The 15751-nt window shown below is 67.3% G+C and carries 17 protein-coding genes; 11 read left to right on the forward strand and 6 right to left on the reverse strand.

The window, feature by feature from the left end:
• Positions 1-87: 87 nt before the first annotated feature.
• The 6 genes from P8T65_RS19960 to P8T65_RS19985 all read right to left on the reverse strand — a co-directional run bounded on the left by P8T65_RS19960 (position 88) and on the right by P8T65_RS19985 (position 3927).
• The gene (locus P8T65_RS19960; protein WP_316726634.1) at positions 88-375 is read right to left on the reverse strand and encodes a hypothetical protein; all 288 of its coding nucleotides are present in this window, start codon (positions 373-375) and stop codon (positions 88-90) included.
• Between the two features lie 307 nt (positions 376-682).
• Complete coding sequence (locus P8T65_RS19965) at positions 683-1687, reverse strand: hypothetical protein (RefSeq protein ID WP_316726635.1); 1005 nt, start codon at positions 1685-1687, stop codon at positions 683-685.
• A gap of 274 nt (positions 1688-1961) precedes the next feature.
• Positions 1962-2141: a DUF397 domain-containing protein gene (locus tag P8T65_RS19970; RefSeq protein WP_316726636.1), complete on the reverse strand. Its 180-nt coding sequence runs from the start codon at positions 2139-2141 to the stop codon at positions 1962-1964.
• A 20-nt stretch (positions 2142-2161) separates the two neighbouring features.
• Positions 2162-3016 (reverse strand): helix-turn-helix transcriptional regulator, encoded by an 855-nt coding sequence (locus P8T65_RS19975; protein WP_316726637.1) that lies wholly within the window; start codon positions 3014-3016, stop codon positions 2162-2164.
• A 7-nt stretch (positions 3017-3023) separates the two neighbouring features.
• Positions 3024-3548 carry a DUF6879 family protein gene (locus P8T65_RS19980; protein ID WP_316726638.1) on the reverse strand — a complete coding sequence of 175 codons (525 nt, stop codon included), beginning with the start codon at positions 3546-3548 and terminating at the stop codon, positions 3024-3026.
• Complete coding sequence (locus tag P8T65_RS19985; RefSeq protein ID WP_316726639.1) at positions 3508-3927, reverse strand: hypothetical protein; 420 nt, start codon at positions 3925-3927, stop codon at positions 3508-3510. The genes P8T65_RS19980 and P8T65_RS19985 overlap by 41 nt, the downstream gene beginning before the upstream one ends.
• Positions 3928-4125: 198 nt before the next feature.
• Here P8T65_RS19985 and P8T65_RS19990 point away from each other — a divergent pair, with 198 nt between their 5' ends.
• The 11 genes from P8T65_RS19990 (at position 4126) to P8T65_RS20040 (ending at position 15690) form a co-directional block, all read left to right on the forward strand.
• Positions 4126-4494: a hypothetical protein gene (locus P8T65_RS19990; protein ID WP_316726640.1), complete on the forward strand. Its 369-nt coding sequence runs from the start codon at positions 4126-4128 to the stop codon at positions 4492-4494.
• Positions 4495-4875: 381 nt separating this feature from the next.
• On the forward strand, positions 4876-5169 hold the full coding sequence (locus P8T65_RS19995; RefSeq protein WP_316726641.1) for a hypothetical protein: 294 nt from the start codon (positions 4876-4878) through the stop codon (positions 5167-5169).
• A 128-nt stretch (positions 5170-5297) separates the two neighbouring features.
• Positions 5298-5468 (forward strand): hypothetical protein, encoded by a 171-nt coding sequence (locus tag P8T65_RS20000; RefSeq protein ID WP_316726642.1) that lies wholly within the window; start codon positions 5298-5300, stop codon positions 5466-5468.
• A gap of 20 nt (positions 5469-5488) precedes the next feature.
• Entirely contained in the window at positions 5489-6736 is a 1248-nt protein-coding gene (fxlM, locus tag P8T65_RS20005) for a methyltransferase, FxLD system (protein ID WP_316726643.1), read from the forward strand.
• Positions 6737-6806: 70 nt separating this feature from the next.
• Positions 6807-7001: an FxLD family lanthipeptide gene (locus tag P8T65_RS20010; protein ID WP_220647796.1), complete on the forward strand. Its 195-nt coding sequence runs from the start codon at positions 6807-6809 to the stop codon at positions 6999-7001.
• Between the two features lie 73 nt (positions 7002-7074).
• Entirely contained in the window at positions 7075-10122 is a 3048-nt protein-coding gene (locus tag P8T65_RS20015) for a lantibiotic dehydratase (protein ID WP_316726644.1), read from the forward strand.
• On the forward strand, positions 10119-11267 hold the full coding sequence (locus tag P8T65_RS20020) for a lanthionine synthetase C family protein (protein WP_316726645.1): 1149 nt from the start codon (positions 10119-10121) through the stop codon (positions 11265-11267). The genes P8T65_RS20015 and P8T65_RS20020 overlap by 4 nt, the downstream gene beginning before the upstream one ends.
• Before the next feature lie 22 nt (positions 11268-11289).
• Positions 11290-12264: a thiopeptide-type bacteriocin biosynthesis protein gene (locus P8T65_RS20025; protein ID WP_316726646.1), complete on the forward strand. Its 975-nt coding sequence runs from the start codon at positions 11290-11292 to the stop codon at positions 12262-12264.
• A gap of 163 nt (positions 12265-12427) precedes the next feature.
• Positions 12428-13927, forward strand: a complete 1500-nt coding sequence (locus P8T65_RS20030; protein WP_316726647.1) for an RNA-directed DNA polymerase — start codon at positions 12428-12430, stop codon at positions 13925-13927.
• The gene (locus P8T65_RS20035; RefSeq protein ID WP_316726648.1) at positions 13914-14405 is read left to right on the forward strand and encodes an SLATT domain-containing protein; all 492 of its coding nucleotides are present in this window, start codon (positions 13914-13916) and stop codon (positions 14403-14405) included. Before P8T65_RS20030 ends, P8T65_RS20035 begins: the two co-directional genes overlap by 14 nt.
• Before the next feature lie 190 nt (positions 14406-14595).
• A complete protein-coding gene (locus P8T65_RS20040) occupies positions 14596-15690 on the forward strand; it encodes a DUF4238 domain-containing protein (RefSeq protein ID WP_316726649.1) in 1095 nt (364 codons plus the stop codon).
• The last annotated feature ends 61 nt before the right edge of the window (positions 15691-15751 follow it).

Consider the following 15751-nt stretch of genomic DNA (forward strand, 5'->3'; position numbering starts at 1 on the left):
CAGGTAGGTCGTTTGGGGGATTCGGAGCGTATTCCGCCGCCGGTCCCTCCGGACGTTGCTCCCTGCCCCTGCGTCGGCGCCACAGCCTCACCTCTCGCTGTCCTCGCCCAGGGCGTTGCCGGCCACGTCCCCGCCCGCTCCAACGGAGCCCCGGCCCCGCACGTCGACGTCGGGACTCGCCGCACCAGACGGACGGACGGACGCGGGTGTGGGTGCGCCTGTCACCTTGGCCCCGGGACCGAAGGCGTTGTCGCGCACGTCGCCGCCCGCCCCGACGGCGCCCCGGCCCCGCACCCGGACGGACCTGCGGGTAGCTGGGGTGGTGCCACCGGGAGTCCTGAGGAGGGTGACCACCGAGAGAGCGAGTCCGATCACCGCCACAACGGCCGCAACAACACTTGCTGTACTGTCTCCCGTCCTTAGATCAAGGGAGGCCGCCACCACGAGCCAGACGACCACGGCAAGGCACACCGCTCCGACCGACCACGCGATGACCCGACGAGCTGTTGCCGACACGTTCGGTCCTCTCTGGTGTGCCACGGACGCTGCGACCGGACAAACCGGCGGTGCCCGAGTCGCCCATTGTGAGGCAAACTCGCTCAGATGAATAGCAGTTGGCTCATTGCAGCAGGACCTCTGGGTCAGGAGAGCGGGTACACGGACGCGTGACTTCGGCCCTCCATCACGCGTCGATGCGGTGCAGGAGCAGTTTCATCGCGCGGGCCGCGTCACGGTAGCCGTAGGTGAGGCGCAGGAAGCGGTCAGCGGACGGGAGAGGGAGCCGCTGTGCGGCGGGCGGCTCGATCCCCAGCCAGCGGACCCTGGGCGGCAGGACCTCGCGGCGCAGGCTCAGCAGTCCGACGGCTGGGTCCAGTTCTTCGCACTGGACGGGCACTGCCCCTGTGCCGACGTCGGCGACGACGACCGTGCGCAACGGCAGTGGGTCCACGGCCAGACGGCCGAGGTCCTCGGTGAAGTACGCAGCAAGCGTGATGGTTCTCTTAGGGGCGTCCAGGGACTCGATCACCCTGATGGGGTCGGTCCAGCCGCGGATACGCGTGCCGTGCGCGTCCGTCGACGCATACACCTTGTCATTGCCGATCATGCGCGCGCCCGTCGCAACGGCGGCGAGTACGGTCGAGGTTTTCCCGGCGCCAGGAGGTCCCGCCACGGCGACGGCCCCGTCCGCAACAGCGAAGGCGGACGCGTGGATCGTAACCACACCAGCCGCTTCAAACTCCGTGGTCACGAGCTGTTTGACGACGCGCAGGGCGTCGCGGGCGCCTGCCTCGGTGTCGGTGTTCACGACGTGGACCTTGCTGCCGGACACCAGGATCCGGCTCCCCGTGTGCGGATTGACGACCAAGCGATCGAGGCCGGGAACTCCCCGGTATTCGACGCCCTCGTTGTAGTCGGGCACGCGTCCGTCGGTCGAGGAGTAGAGCGTAATCGGTCGGCGGACCGCGTTCGTGGTCAATGAGGGCGGGATCCGGCCCGGCACCAGACGGACCACGGGCAGGCCGGCGCGAAGGGAGACGGGGCGAGCCTGCGGCCAGAGATAGCGCACGGCCGCGTCGATGAAAGTGCCCGGTCCACTGAGAGCGATCTCGCACTTATCGTACAGCCGGAGTGCTGCCGTCCGGTCGCCCCGTACACCCTCCTCCGAGTACCCGACGGTGGTCACCATGTCGGCATTCTGTCCAACCGGGCAGATTCGAAGCGCGGGTTGACCTCACGGGTAGCGGTCGCATCCTCGTCGTCCGGACCGGCCTCGACGTCTGGGCCCCGGGCCGCGCTGTTGGCCGCGTGCGATCCGGAACACGGGCTGCACTCGGTGCTCGTGCAGCCGACAGCGCTGCTGCGATCCGGAACGATTGGGTTCGCTGGCAAACCCCTCTATTGGATGGCGCGGACAACTGAGGGGCGATCGGCACCGTTCATCACGTCCTACGCGAACGTCATCAATGCTGTCTCTGCCTGGCGTGCTCCACGAAGGCCGTCCACGTGGCCCGTTGGACTTCGATCATTCCCCGGTCGCGTGCCTTGGTGTCCCGGATCATCACTGTGGTCGCGTCGTTGTCTGCTATTTCGACGCAGTTCTGCGTTTCCGTGTAGGAGCTGGTTCGCCAGTTCGGTGTCATCGCCCGCACGGTGCGCTCTCCTAGTCGTTCGGGATCTGGTCGTAGTGCTGGATCGCCGTGGAGATGAGGTCTCGGACGGCGGTGCCGTAGACCGCTGACTGCTTCAGGAGGGCGAACGCCTTGGTGTACAGCTCGATTTCTCGGGGCTGGGAGACGGAGAACTCCGCCGAGTAGGTCTCGACGAGGACGAGTCGGCTGTCGAACATCGAGAACGCGTTGCCCGGCCAGATGAGGGTCGGGGCGGACTTGGGGACGATGCCCAGGCTGAGGCGGGGAAGGCGCATCACCGCCAGGAGGCGGTCGAGCTGTCCCTTCATCACTTCTGGGCCGCCGAAGTTGGTGTAGAGGGCCTGTTCGCCGAGGAGGACGTTGAAGATGCGTTCACCCTGGTACAGGTACTGCTGGCGTTCGAGTCGCTTCGCCACGGCCGCTTCGGTGTCGTTGGGTATCTCGTAGTAGCTGACGCCCTGTTGGAAGACCTCGGCGGCGTAGTCCGCGGTCTGGAGGGTTCCCCAGATGAGTGTGGGGTGCCAGATGCGGAAGACCTTGGTCTTGGCGTACACCGGGATGGCTTGGCGCTGTCGTTTCTCAACGCCGGTCTGGAGTTGCCGGCGCCATTCGAGCCACAGCTCGTCGACGTGGCGGACGATCGCGACCAGGTCGCCGAGCTGGTCGCCCTGGCCGGTCTTCTCGCACCAGACGCGGATGTCGTCCTCGCTGGGGCGCTGCTTGCCGTTCTCGATGCGGGAGACCTTCGACTCCTGCCACGCGGTGGCGCGCGCGAATGCCCGGCCGCTGGCGAATCCGGCGTCCTTGCGGAAGCCGCGCAGCCGGGCACCGAGCGCTTGCAGTGCTTCTTGTACTTGGGTGCTCACGGGTCGGTCAGGGCTTGTACTCGGGGTGCGGGGTGGCGGCGGACCACAGCAGGTCCCGTAGGCGTACGCACTCGGCCACGGTGTCCGGGTCCTCGATCAGTTCTGATCCGAGCACCCTGCCGTCGGGGGCGAAGTGGCCCACGGCGAGGAGGCGGTCGTCGTACAGCCACCAGTCGTTGCCTCCCACGGGGAAGGTGACGTCCTCCGGCAGGCGGTGCCGGGGCAGCCAGCGGATCTCCTCGCCGGCCTCCTCGTTGAGGGCGGTGGTGGCGTGCTCCCACTGGATGTAGGGGGTGTGCGGCTCGGTGATGACTCGGACGCGTCGGACGGTTTTCCCTTCTCCGGTGACGCGCCGGATGAGCTGCGTCCAGGGCTCCATGTAGGAGTAGTCGACGGTCTCGCCGCGCAGCCAGCTCGTGAACGGGCTGTCCTCGTCGGGGACGGAGTAGTCGTCCCTCAGCTCCAGATGGAATGCGTCCTGCGCGAAGCTCTCAAAGAGCCGGTTGCGCTCGGCGCTGGAGATCAGCTCCACGCGGTTCCTCCAGTAGGGCGGTGATCGCGGCCTTGGGGACCTCGACCACGGTCTCGTAGTCCGGAATCTCCATCTGGGCCAACGCCTCGGGGTCGGTCACCTCGCGGCCCTGGACGACGAACGTACCGCTCGGCGTCAGGATCATGATCGGATCCTCGACGCGCCTGATCTCCCCGGCCGCCAGGCCGTCGTTGGTGAGGTGCTCGAACAGCTCTGTGGGCACCTCCACCGCCGTCTCCCCCTCCAGGATCTCAAGCTGCATCAGCAGGACGTTCGCGAAGATCTTCCAGCCCTGGACGAGGTAGGTGTCCCGGTCCGTGGCGTACAGGGTCGGGCAGTCGCCGACCGTGGAGTTCTTACCAAGGAACCGTAGCTTCATGGCCGTTCTCCTGTCTGCTGCCTTGCTTGGGTTTGCGCGACATGACGATGGTCGATGGGCGGTTGTGGGCCGTCAATCGGCTTGCTGCAAACTCGCGCAATCTCCTTGGGACATGGGTGACGGCCGCTCTACGTTCGTCTCCGAACCCGAGCAACCGAGGCAGTCGCCGCAGGTTGCGGTACCGAGGGGAGATGCGTGGTGAGCACCGTGACGGACAGACGCAAGGCTCCAGCCGTCGACAAGCAGCCCATCGACACGAAGCTGATCGCGGACAGCACCGACGCCGCCCTGAGGATGAAGCTGGGCACCTCCACCCGCGAGAGCATCGACATCAGGACCACGGCCGTCATCGAGCAGCTGAACCGGCTTCTCGGCGTGGACCTGGGCGCGGACGAGGACCCCGACATCAGGAGTCTGGTCAGCCGGGCGAACACACTGCTGGAGCTGTCAGCGCGTCCTACGAAGGAGACGCCGGCCTTCAGCGCCTTCTTCTTCATGCGCGATGTCGCCAGTCTTACCCGTCGGCTGCTGTGGGTCTGCCCGGAGGCAGGCGGCCATGCGCCCTGATCACCCCGTGCTCCTTCATCTCTCTCCCACGCCGGCACGCGCCGTCCGCGAGCCTGAGTCCGGGTTCTGGTGCGAATGGCGTCACGCGGACGGGCGGCGCATCAGCTGTGCCGCGCAGCCGACCGCCGCCTCGGCTGTCCGATGGGCACGCATTCAAGTCCGCGTCATCGCCTCGGCCGCTGAGCCGGACTTCATCGGCCTTCTCGTGGACCGACGTGCCCAGAGCTGGCGGGACGCCGTCTCAGCTCTTCAACAAGGTGTGGATTTCACGCTGCCGCTCGCAGCGGGGTCGTGCTCCTTCGTGTGGCATGCGCGCCCCGTCGCCTTTCTGCCCCTCGTCGGCGGTAACCCGATGCCCCATCTCCTGGGAGGAGGCCCGCCATGGGAGTGAGGCCAGGAGAGTTGTGGAGCCGTTTCGACTGGGCGACCGGCAGCTGCTTCAGATGCGAGCAGACGAACGTCCCCGTGCCCGAGGTCGGCGAGATCGCGATGGCGGGCACGGCGTTTCCCCTCTGCGCCTGCCAGCGATGCGTCTTCAGGCTCGAACAGCTCCACTGGACGATGAGCGAGCGCGCCACCCGCCTGCGGAATGCCCCGGCCCCCGGACAGCCCCGTCCCCTCTGCCAGTGGCCCACCAAAGCGCCACTCAACAGACCGCCCGCCCACGTCGCGTAGGAGAACGGCCGCGTCTTAGGCGGGCCTTCAACCCCCGCTCCCGCTGTTCGAGCTGGAGGTATCCCCGACCTCAGAAGGACAGGTCACAGCGGGAGCGGGCCGCACCGCCACAAGAAGAGAGAGCCGCCTTGGCAACCGAGGAACCAGACGACGACACGTTGTTCGACCTGATCGGCGCCCTCGGCGCCGGAATCAATGCCAGTAAGGACGAGGGCCTTCCCCTTGACGTGCGCGAACTCACCGCTGACCTGGCCGACAACACCGCAGACAGGCTGGCCCAGTTCAAGAAGACGACGTAGTGCCGAGAAGGAGAATGCTTGTGAACGACACTCCCGCCCCAACGTCCGAGAAGCACAACGCCCCCGCATCCGAACAGCAGATGCGTGATGCCATGGTGGAGCGGCTGATCGAACTGAGGGCCGCGCGCAGTGGCCGCGTCGTGGCCGCGTTCCGTTCGGTACCCCGGCACCTGGCCACCCCCGAAGTGGACATGACCAAGACCTACGAGGCCGAGTTCGCCCCGGTCACGAAGACGGATGCGACGGGCGTGAACATCAGCTCGGTGTCCGCCCCGCGCATCCAGGCCATGCAGATCGAGCAGGCGGACATCCAGCCGGGGATGAACGTCCTGGAGATCGGCTCCGGCGGGGTGAACGCGGCCTACCTCGCCGAGATGGTGGGCGAGCAGGGCCGCGTCGTCACGATGGACATCGACCACGACGTCACCCAGCGTGCCGAGGAGTTCCTCAAGGCGACCGGCTACGACCGGATTGTCACCGTGATCACAGCCGACGGCGAGCACGGCGTAGCCGGCCACGCGCCGTACGACCGCATCGTCGTCACCGTGCAGGCCGCCGACATCCCGTCCGCCTGGGTCCACCAGCTGAAGGAGGGTGGTCGGCTCGTGGTGCCGCTGCGGATGCGTGGCATGACCCGCACGGTGGCGTTCGTCCGCGACAGGGAGCGGCTCGTCAGTGACGGGTTCGAGCTGTGCGGGTTCGTGCCGATGCAGGGCGTCGGGGAGAACCGCGTGCGCCTGGTATTGCTCCACGACGTGGAAGGGGAGGAGATCGCCCTCCGCCTCGACGGCCATTTCGAGCCTGACGCCGAGGCCCTGCGTGTGGCCCTGGGCATGCCCCGTGTCGAGGCGTGGTCGGGCGTCACCGTGGCCGGCGACGAGTCCACCGAGCACCTGGACCTGTGGCTGACGACCGCCCTCGACAACCTGCCCCTGATGGCTGCCAAGATCGGCGCACGGAAGCGTGGTCTGGTCGGCTCCACGTCGCCGATCGGCGTCCCCACGCTGGTGGACGTGGACAGCTTCGCCTACCGCACCGCGCGCCCCATCGACGACCCCGACCGGTACGAGCTCGGGGCGATCGGCCACGGGCCGCAGGGACAGAAGGTCGCGGACCGTCTGGTGGAGGAGATCCAGGTCTGGCACAGCGACCACCGGGCCCACCGTGCGCACATCGAGGTCCACCCGGCAGGTACGCCGGACGACCGGCTTCCCGCGGGCCGTCTCGTCGACCGACCCCACACGCGGGTCACGATCACCTGGCCGTGACGCCGTCGGCGGCGCCACGGCCAGGCCGGCACAGCACATCCCACCCGCCTTTTCCCGTGAGGAGTACGTGATGGCACAGCAGAACCCCACGACAACGCTGAAGGCCGCGACCGACTACAGCACCAACACCGGGTCGGACTTCGACCTCAACATCGAGACCCTCGCCTCGGCCCCGGTCATCGGCTCGCTGCTGAACGACACCAGCGACAACTGCACCTCCACCTGCCAGTCCGCCTGCACCAATAGCACCTGCATCGGCGGCTGACCCAACCAGGGGCCGGGCGAAATCCGACGCGCCCGGCCCCGCGCAGCACCGTGACGAAGAAGGAGGCACAGCGATGTACCACGCAATCGACGCGAGCATGATCCGCACATCAGTCTTCCCGCTGGCGGCGACGCTTCCTCCTTGGCCCGACCTGGATGGGGAAACCCCCGCCGACGTCGAACGCCGGCGCGACTGGATCGCCCAGGTCTGGGCGGACGACACCCGGGCTGCCGCCATCGAGTTCGCCGCGCCGCTCCTCGCCTCCGCCATCCGCGACGTACTCGACGGAGAGCGGCAACGGCCGCGCTCCGTCCGGCGCACCGCGGCCTCCCTCGCCCGCTACCTGCTGCGCATGCAGCACCGCGCCACACCGTTCGGGCTGTTCGCCGGCCCCGCCCCCGTGAGCATCGGCGGCACCGCTCGGGTGAAATGGGGGAAGGAGCACCGTGCTTTCGCCCGGGCCGATGCCGAGTGGTTGAACGCCGCCATCACCGCCCTGGAAGGCAATCGGGAGGTGCTGCGGCGCCTGCCGGTGATGGCAGATCCGACCTGCACGGTACGAGGCACTCGGGTGGCAGTACCGCACCAGTCCGGCACGAACGGCCCCACCGACACCACACTGCGACGAACCCGAGCCGTGGAAGCGGTGCTCACCTTGGCCCGTACGCCGATCACGGTCGGCGACCTCGTAGCCAAACTCCACGGCGACTACCCGAATACGCCGACCGCGGTGATCGAGGACATGGTGTCCAGCCTCGTCGCCCATCGCGTCCTGCTGACCAACCTCCACGCCCCCATGACGTGCGACGACGCACTCGGACATCTCATCGCGCAGCTCGACGCCACGGGTGCCGCCGCCACATCAGGTGGGGCGGAGACAGCCGAGGAGCTGCGAAAGATCCACCAGCTGCTCACCCTGCACGACATCGCTGCGCAGGGTGAGCAGCAGGCCCTACGCGTCCAGGCGGCTGCGCGGATGAACACCCTCACCGACGCCACCACCCACACCCTGGTCGTCAATGTGCGCCCCGACTGCGACATCGTCCTGCCGACAGCGGTCACACGCGAGGCGGAGCGTGCCCTGGAGGTCGTCTCCCGCATCTCGCCGTACCCGAACGGCTCTCCAGCGTGGCAGGACTATCGCGCACGGTTCCTGGAGCGCTACAGCATGGGCGCGATCGTCCCCCTGCGCGACCTCACCGACCCGGACACCGGCCTAGGCTTCCCCGTCGGCTACCGCGGCACCGTCCTGAAGCGGCCGGTGCTAGCCACGACCCGCCGAGACGATCACCTCCTCGCCCTCGCCCAGTCGGCGGCCCTCAACGATCGGCGCGAAGTCGTCCTCACCGAGGAGGACATCGAGGCCATGTCACTCGGGGAACCCACTCAGGTGCCCGCGCACGTCGAACTGTGCTTCACCGTGCTGTCCCCCTCACTGGAGGACCTGGAGCACGGCCGATTCCATCTGGTCACCGCAGGTCTGTCCCTCGCGGCCGGCACCACGACGGGCCGTTTCCTGACGATGCTGGACCAGTCGGACCGCGACCGGATGACCGCCGAGTACGCCGCCCTGCCAACGCTGGCCGCCGGAGCCGTACGCGGGCAGGTCTCCAGCCCACCCCTGCGCATCCCGACCCGCAACGTCGGCCGCGCCCCAGCCGTCGTCCCACACGTCCTCTCGGTCAGCGAGCACAACCCGGACGCCACCCTCGACCTGGACAACCTCGGCGTCCTCGCCGACTCCCGACGCCTCTACCTGCTCTCCCTCTCCACCGGACAGCTCATCGAGCCCTCGGTCCTGAACGCCGTGGAACTCAGCAGCGCCACCCACCCCCTCGTCCGCTTCGTCACTGAATTGCACCGCTCCCACACCGCCATCCTCACCCCCTTCGCCTGGGGCGCGGCGGCCCGGCTGCCATTCCTGCCCGAAGTCCGCGTTGGCCGCACCATCCTGTCCGCCGCCTGCTGGCGGCTGAACGCACGCGACCTCTCCGACAACAGTCGCGACTGGACGTTCCGTTTCACCGACTGGCGCATCCGCTACGGCGTACCCCGCACCGTGTACGTCGGCGGCAACGACCAACGGCTCCGCCTCGACCTCGACATCAGCGCCCACCGGCAACTCCTGCGCGCGGAACTGGACCGCCACGGAACCGTGACCGTGCACGAAGCGCCCGACGAGACGGCGTTCGGCTGGGTCGGCCGCGCCCACGAAATCACCGTATCCTTCGCTTCCGACCAACCGCCTTCCCCCGCACCCATCAACCGCACGGCAACCGTCGTCCGCCGTGACTCCAGCCGCCTGCCCGGCGCTGGCGAGTGGGCCTACCTGAAGCTGTACGGCAACGCCGACCGGGCACCCGAACTACTGACCACGCACCTCCCGCGCCTCCTCCACGACCGGGACGCCGACGCACCGACATGGTGGTTCACCCGTTACAACGACCCCGACAGCCACCTCCGGCTGCGACTCCGCCTCCCGGACCCGAACACCTTCGGTGAGGTGGCGCAGCAAGTCGCCGCCTGGGCAGGTGAGCTGCGGGCGGAGGGCCTGGTCCAACGCGTCCAGTGGGACACCGACGAGCCGGAGACCGGCCGCTACGGCGATGGCCCCGCCCTCACCGCAGCGGAACAGGTCTTCGCCGCAGACTCCGCCGCCGCCCTCGCACAGATGGCCCTCCCCATCCCCGACAGCCTCCGGCCCGCCGTCACCGCCAGCAGCTTCGTCGACATCGCCGACGCCTTCCTCGGCTCCCCAGCGGACGGACATGCATGGCTCACCACGAACCTCTTGAAGAACGACGGCGAAGCCACCACCCGCGACGTACTCTCCGCCGCCGTCCGCTTCTCTGCCCCAGGCCCCGACCGCGCCGCCCTGCGGATCTTGCCCAACGGTGAGCACCTCGTTGCGACGTGGGCCATACGTCGCGCCGCCCTGACTGCCTACCGCCAGGCTCTCGAAACGCACGGTGCCGACCCCGCCGCGGTTCTGCCGTCCCTCATGCACATGCACCACAACCGGGCCGCCGGCGTCGCCCCCGACAGCGAAGCCATCTGCCGCCGCCTGGCCCGCGCCGCCGCCCTTTCCTGGACCGCGAGACAAGAAGGAGCCCTGCGGTGACCACCGCTCCACCCGCCCTGGACACGGACGCCACCCACCGGCAGTCCCTCGCCCGAGGATCCCTCGGCATCGCCCTGCTCCACGTCGAACGCGCCCGCCAGGGCACCGGATCCTGGCAGACCGCCCACCGGCAACTCTCTGCCGTCGGCGCCCTGTTGGACGGCGACGAGACGGGCCTGTTCCTCGGCGCACCCGCGATGGCGTACGTGCTGCACTGGACCACCGTCGACAGCAACCGGTACACCGGCGCCCTGCAGACCCTCGACCGCATCGTCGCGGCCCACATCCGACGCCGACTGACAGCAGCACACGCCCGCATCGACCGCGGCGAGCCGCCCGCCTTCGCCGAGTACGACCTCCTGCGCGGCCTGACCGGCCTCGGCGCCCTCCTCCTGCGCCGCGCCCCCGAGGGCGACGAACTGAAGGGCGTACTGGAGTACCTGGTGCGTCTGACCGAGCCGCTCCCCACCGCCCAAGGGCGACCCCGCCTGGGCTGGTGGGTGAGCCACAGCCCCGTCAACCTCAGTGCTCCCACCCCTGGCGGCCACGCCAACGCCGGCCTCGCCCACGGCATCACCGGCCCGCTCGTCCTGCTCGCATTCGCCAAGCTCCGCGGCATCACCGTGCCCGGCCACGAGAAGGCGATGCTGCGGATCTGCCGCTGGCTGGACCAGATACGCGTGAACGACCACCGAGGCACCCGCTGGCCACGCTGGATCACCGGCGCCACCACCGTGCCCCCACACCTAGCTGCCCCCTCTTGGTGCTACGGCACCCCCGGCCTGGCCCGCGCCCACCAACTCGCCGCCCTCGCCCTGAACGACCCCGACCGCAAACGCATGGCCGAACGGGCACTCCTCTACTGCCTGGCCGACCCCACCCAGCTCGACCAACTCACCAGCCGCGGCCTGTGCCACGGCCTCGGCGGCCTACTCCGCGTCGTACAGCGCGTCACCCAGGACGCCGACGAACCACGAGCCTTCGTCCACCACCTGCCACAGCTCACCGAACGCTTCCTGACCACCGAACCCCCAGCCGAGACCGGCTTCCTCAACGGCTCGGTCGGCGCGACCCTCGCCTTCCAAAACATCCAAGAAGGCACCCTCCCCACCAGCGACTGGGACGCCTGCCTCCTCCTCATCTGACCCCGCCACCGGAAGGATCCGGATGAACCTGCCCGACAGCAGCACAATCGAGCGGGCCATCCTGGCCGTCCTCACCGGCATCCCGCTCACGGAGGCCGCCAGACGAGCGCAGACGTCGCCCGAGCATCTCGCCGAGGCCGCCGAGCGCTACCGTGACGCCGGCCGGTCAGCACTCGACCCCCAACTCGGCGACTGGCACCAGGTGAACATCCAGTTCACCGACTACCCCACGGCAGAACGAACCTTCCGCGCCCATCTCCTGCCCGCCTTGCGCACCGGTCCGATCGGAGCATGGTGGTTCGTGCGCAAGCACCCCTGCTGGCGTCTACGCGTCCAGCCAGGCCCAGGTACACGGATGGATGACGCCGTCACGCACCTCGCCGAAGTACTCCACAGCGCCCTGTCATTGGGCGTCGCCAAGCGGTGGCAGCCCTACCTGTACGAGCCGGAAACCATCGCCTTCGGCGGCCCGTGCGGCATGACGCTCGCCCACACCCTGTTCCACACCGACAGCGTAGGAGTCCTCGACTACCACCAGCACGTGACCGACAGCACCAGCGGACTCCCCGGCCCCAAAGAGACCTCCCTTTTCGTCACCACTCTGCTGCTGCGTGCCGCCGGGCTGGAGTGGGGCGAACAAGGAGACGTATGGGGGCAGGTCGAAACACGACGCCCACTGCCCGCAGACGTGTACCCCGACCAGATCAGCGGCATGGTGGCCCCGATACGGCGACTCTTGACGCTCGACGCCGACCCCACACTCACCGACGGCCCACTCGCACCGCTCGGGAACTGGGTGACCGGCTTGGAGCACTCCGGCCAAGCCCTGGCAGACGCGGCACACGCGGGCAACCTTCAGCTCGGCCTGCGCGGCATCCTGGCCCGGCACATCCTCTTCCACTGGAACCGGATGGGCTTCACCACCCGCCAACAGGCCATCTACTCCAGAGCAGCCCGGGAGACGATTCTCGGTGGCGGTCCTGGCGGGAAGTTCTGAGGGCACCACCTCGGCAACCGGTGGACCATCCGCTTAATCGCCCGCACTTGCCTCTCACCTGCTGATGGGAGACCGGTCACAAGCGAGGCAGACCGCAACCGAGTCCCAGCCCCTCCCAGATACCATCCCGGGTGGGGCGCATAAATTTCGACAAAGGGGACCGGTGGACCTTCCCAACAGGCTCACCAAGGCCAAAGACCTGCTCATAGCGGGCGAACACCAATCAGAAGTCCCCGACGTCATCGGGTACCAGGACGTACAACATCAGTGGGAACGCGGCTACCGCGAGACGCTGGTGCGGGCCATCGAGAGCGACGCATGCGGCCCGGAAAGTACCAGCATCATCGACTTCCCTAAGACCGATTTGACCGTGCGGCCACTGGCCCGTTTCTCCACCCGAGACCGACTTATCTACGACGCGCTGGTCTTCACCATCGCTGATCAGATCGACTGCCAGCTTCACCCCGGCGTCTCCAGCTACCGATGGAACCGCTTCAAGGGCGAGCCCATCGGATGGTGGCCCAGCTGGTCCTCCTACCGGGCGAAGTCGCTTCGGGCTATCCGCTCCGACACTTCCCTCAAGGTCGCCTACCTCGACATCGCGGCCTTCTATGAGCACATCGACGTAGCCATGCTCGGAGACGATCTAGAAGCCCTCGGTGGTGACGGTCCCGCCGCTGGCCACATCATCAACTTCCTCACCCGGTTCCAGACCATCAACCACGCTTGGGGCCTACCCCAAGGACCGGACGCCTCCGGCATACTCGCCAATCTGTACCTGGCCCCTGTCGATTCCTACCTGGCCCAGAACAGCGCCCGCTTCCTGCGCTACTCCGACGACATCAAGGTCTTCCACCCCGACTGGAGCGAGCTGCGTGATCTCTTCCTCGGCGTGAACAGCCAACTGCGCTCCAGAAGGCTCGCTATCTCCTCCAGCAAGACCGTCATCCTCGACCCCCAGGACGCCCGGGAACGCGAAACCGACATCCGGCATGACTCACTCGCCGGCGCCATCAAGAGCGGACGCCCACGGGCTCGCGAAGATCTCGCAGCCTACTTCGAGAAGATCACCAAAGAGGGGAAGTTCAACGGCAACCAGGTTCGTTTCGTCCTCGGCCAGCTCCGCAAGATCAGGGATGATCGCGCCGTCGGCTGGTGCCTCGACAATCTCACCCGCCTCCCACACGCCATCACACATGTGTTCAAGTACCTCAACGCAGCCAAGAGAAAAGCACCCGAGATCGAAAACAGCCTGGTCCGCTTCCTAAACTCCAGCAACAGCGCCACACACCCACTGATTGAGCAGCGCATCCTACGCTACCTCATCGCCATGGAAATCAAGGATGAACGAGCGAAAGAAGCGGCGTGGAACATTCTCGGGGACCGCAACCGGGTCGAATACGCCCGCGAGTTCGCCGCCCGCTACATCGGAGAGCACGCATCCATTGCCGAGGCTCAGATGCTCCGCCACCGCTTCGAGGGGGAAACCAACGCTGCCGTCCGACGCGCCGTGCTCGTCGCCTTATACGAGGCCCGTTACCTCACCACCCGGTACCGCAACGAGATCAGAGCCTCCGTCCCCGGCATGGAATGGCTGTGCAGCTACCTTGCCACCAACCCACACATAAGTCCGCCCCGGATTGGACCCTATGTCTACTTCTGAGACGCTGTTCGAGAGCATCAAGACCGAACTGGCGCGCATCCAGAGCAACTGCCTCTACACCGCTCAGGGATACTTCGAAGCGGCCAAGAGCGCGGAGAAGTGGGGCCGGCTAATGGTGTTTATCCCCGCCTGCGTGACCGCCATATCCAGCCTTCTGGTTGCGGTCAAAGTCGGCCCCGAAGTCTTTTTCAGTGGGCTCGGTGCCGTCTCCGGAGCCGTCGCGGCCACTGCGGCCTTCCTCGGCTCGCCAAAGACGGCTGCTGACCATCTCGCGTCTGCCCGCGCCTACACTGCCCTCAAGCACCGTGCCGACACCGAGATCAGCCTCATGACTGAGGCATCCGACCTGCCAGCCCTCGAGGTCAGAGTCCGAGAGCTGAGCGCCGACTACGTACGCATCACCTCTACCGACACGCCGATGGCGAACAAGTTCTATGAGAAGGCCCAGCAGCGGATACAGCGAGGCGCGGCCGAGTAGCCGTGTTCAAGACCAGCAGACTCTGGAACTGATGCCAGGCAAGTAACTTCACTCCGGCATGCGGTGCCTGCGGGCACTGAAAAGGGTGGTGCCGAGTCTGCATGGACGCGCTGTCATGCCAGCCCTGCGGACTCTCAACCGCGATCTGGCTCATCGACTCGATGTCAGTGCCTCATGCGACGCTCATGGCATGGACGACTGGGACCTGGAGAACGCTGATCCGAGCCAGCAGGTGGGAGCACGGCACCACACGGTGCCCGCCTTTTATCTCCGCAGGTTCGCCAACTCCCAGAAGCAGCTGTGGGTTCGCGATCGCAGGTCCCCCACTCCCGGGTTGCGTAAAGAGACCGATCTGGCCATCCGAGACTTCTACACGTTCCAGAACATCCACGGCGAGTCGGACGGGCGCATGGAACTGGTGCTGCAGAAGGTCGAGGGCAACGCGGCGAGCGCGCTGCGCCGCGTGACGTCGGCCGTGACCTGGGGGCGACCGATAGCTCCCGGAGACAAAACAGACCTGTGTATCTTCACGGCCTTCCAACTCGTCCGTGGGCTCCGCAAGCGTCGCGAGATCGAGCTCATGTCGGACTTCTACGTCCGGATCATGCAGTTGAACGCACCCGTTGGTGCTGGGCGCCGAGAGGTCGCCGCCTACCGGGAAATGCTCCGCGACTTCAGAACCCTTGAGGTCACCAGCCACCCCAACGAGCACGTGAGCCTTATGGGCAAGCTCGCCGAGCCCCTTACCGAGCACTTGCTCAGCAGACCCTTGACCGTAGTCGAGTTGACCGACGGCGCGCTACTCACCTGCGACGAGCCCATCGCTACCTTCGACGACCAAGAGCATGACCCTGATCCCGTGATCCCACAGGCTCGTCGCCGAACCCGTAGCCGTAGGCGCCGAGGACAGCGAGAGATCCGGCAGACCAGGACTCTCATCCAGGTCCAGAGCACCAGGAATCGCGGGCTGGCCAGAGCTGATGACGTGGTCGTACCTGTGGGTCGGCGCACCCTCTTGGTCTTCAGCCACCCTCTCGCTGCCGTGCCCTCGCATTTTCGGATGGCTCCGGAGGAAAGCCAGGAAGCAGCCGTGAAGGTCAACAAGCGACTGCTGGAACAGGCGTACTTCATGGCGTTCGCACACCCGGATGACCGACACCTTCTCTCGGCCCCCCTCCCTGACGTTGGCCCGCTCTACCGCCTCGGAGGTGTCCACCCTGAGCAGGCCCGGGTGGCGGAAGCCCCTCTGACCCATCTCCGCCCCGAACTATTCGGCCGACGCTGAGTCCACCTCCGTGTGCTCCCGCAATGCCGCCCTTCCAGCCAGCACTCGCTTCCAAGGGTCG

This window comes from Streptomyces sp. 11x1, from assembly GCF_032598905.1.
Classification (GTDB): domain Bacteria; phylum Actinomycetota; class Actinomycetes; order Streptomycetales; family Streptomycetaceae; genus Streptomyces.

Excerpts from the sequence above, each read along its gene's own strand:
- P8T65_RS19965 (WP_316726635.1), bottom strand. The coding sequence starts at position 1,687 with ATGGTGACCACCGTCGGGTACTCGGAGGAGGGTGTACGGGGCGACCGG.
- P8T65_RS19970 (WP_316726636.1), bottom strand. The coding sequence starts at position 2,141 with ATGACACCGAACTGGCGAACCAGCTCCTACACGGAAACGCAGAACTGC.
- P8T65_RS19985 (WP_316726639.1), bottom strand. The coding sequence starts at position 3,927 with ATGAAGCTACGGTTCCTTGGTAAGAACTCCACGGTCGGCGACTGCCCG.
- P8T65_RS19995 (WP_316726641.1), top strand. The coding sequence starts at position 4,876 with ATGGGAGTGAGGCCAGGAGAGTTGTGGAGCCGTTTCGACTGGGCGACC.
- P8T65_RS20010 (WP_220647796.1), top strand. The coding sequence starts at position 6,807 with ATGGCACAGCAGAACCCCACGACAACGCTGAAGGCCGCGACCGACTAC.
- P8T65_RS20015 (WP_316726644.1), top strand. The coding sequence starts at position 7,075 with ATGTACCACGCAATCGACGCGAGCATGATCCGCACATCAGTCTTCCCG.
- P8T65_RS20025 (WP_316726646.1), top strand. The coding sequence starts at position 11,290 with ATGAACCTGCCCGACAGCAGCACAATCGAGCGGGCCATCCTGGCCGTC.
- P8T65_RS20035 (WP_316726648.1), top strand. The coding sequence starts at position 13,914 with ATGTCTACTTCTGAGACGCTGTTCGAGAGCATCAAGACCGAACTGGCG.
- P8T65_RS20040 (WP_316726649.1), top strand. The coding sequence starts at position 14,596 with ATGGACGACTGGGACCTGGAGAACGCTGATCCGAGCCAGCAGGTGGGA.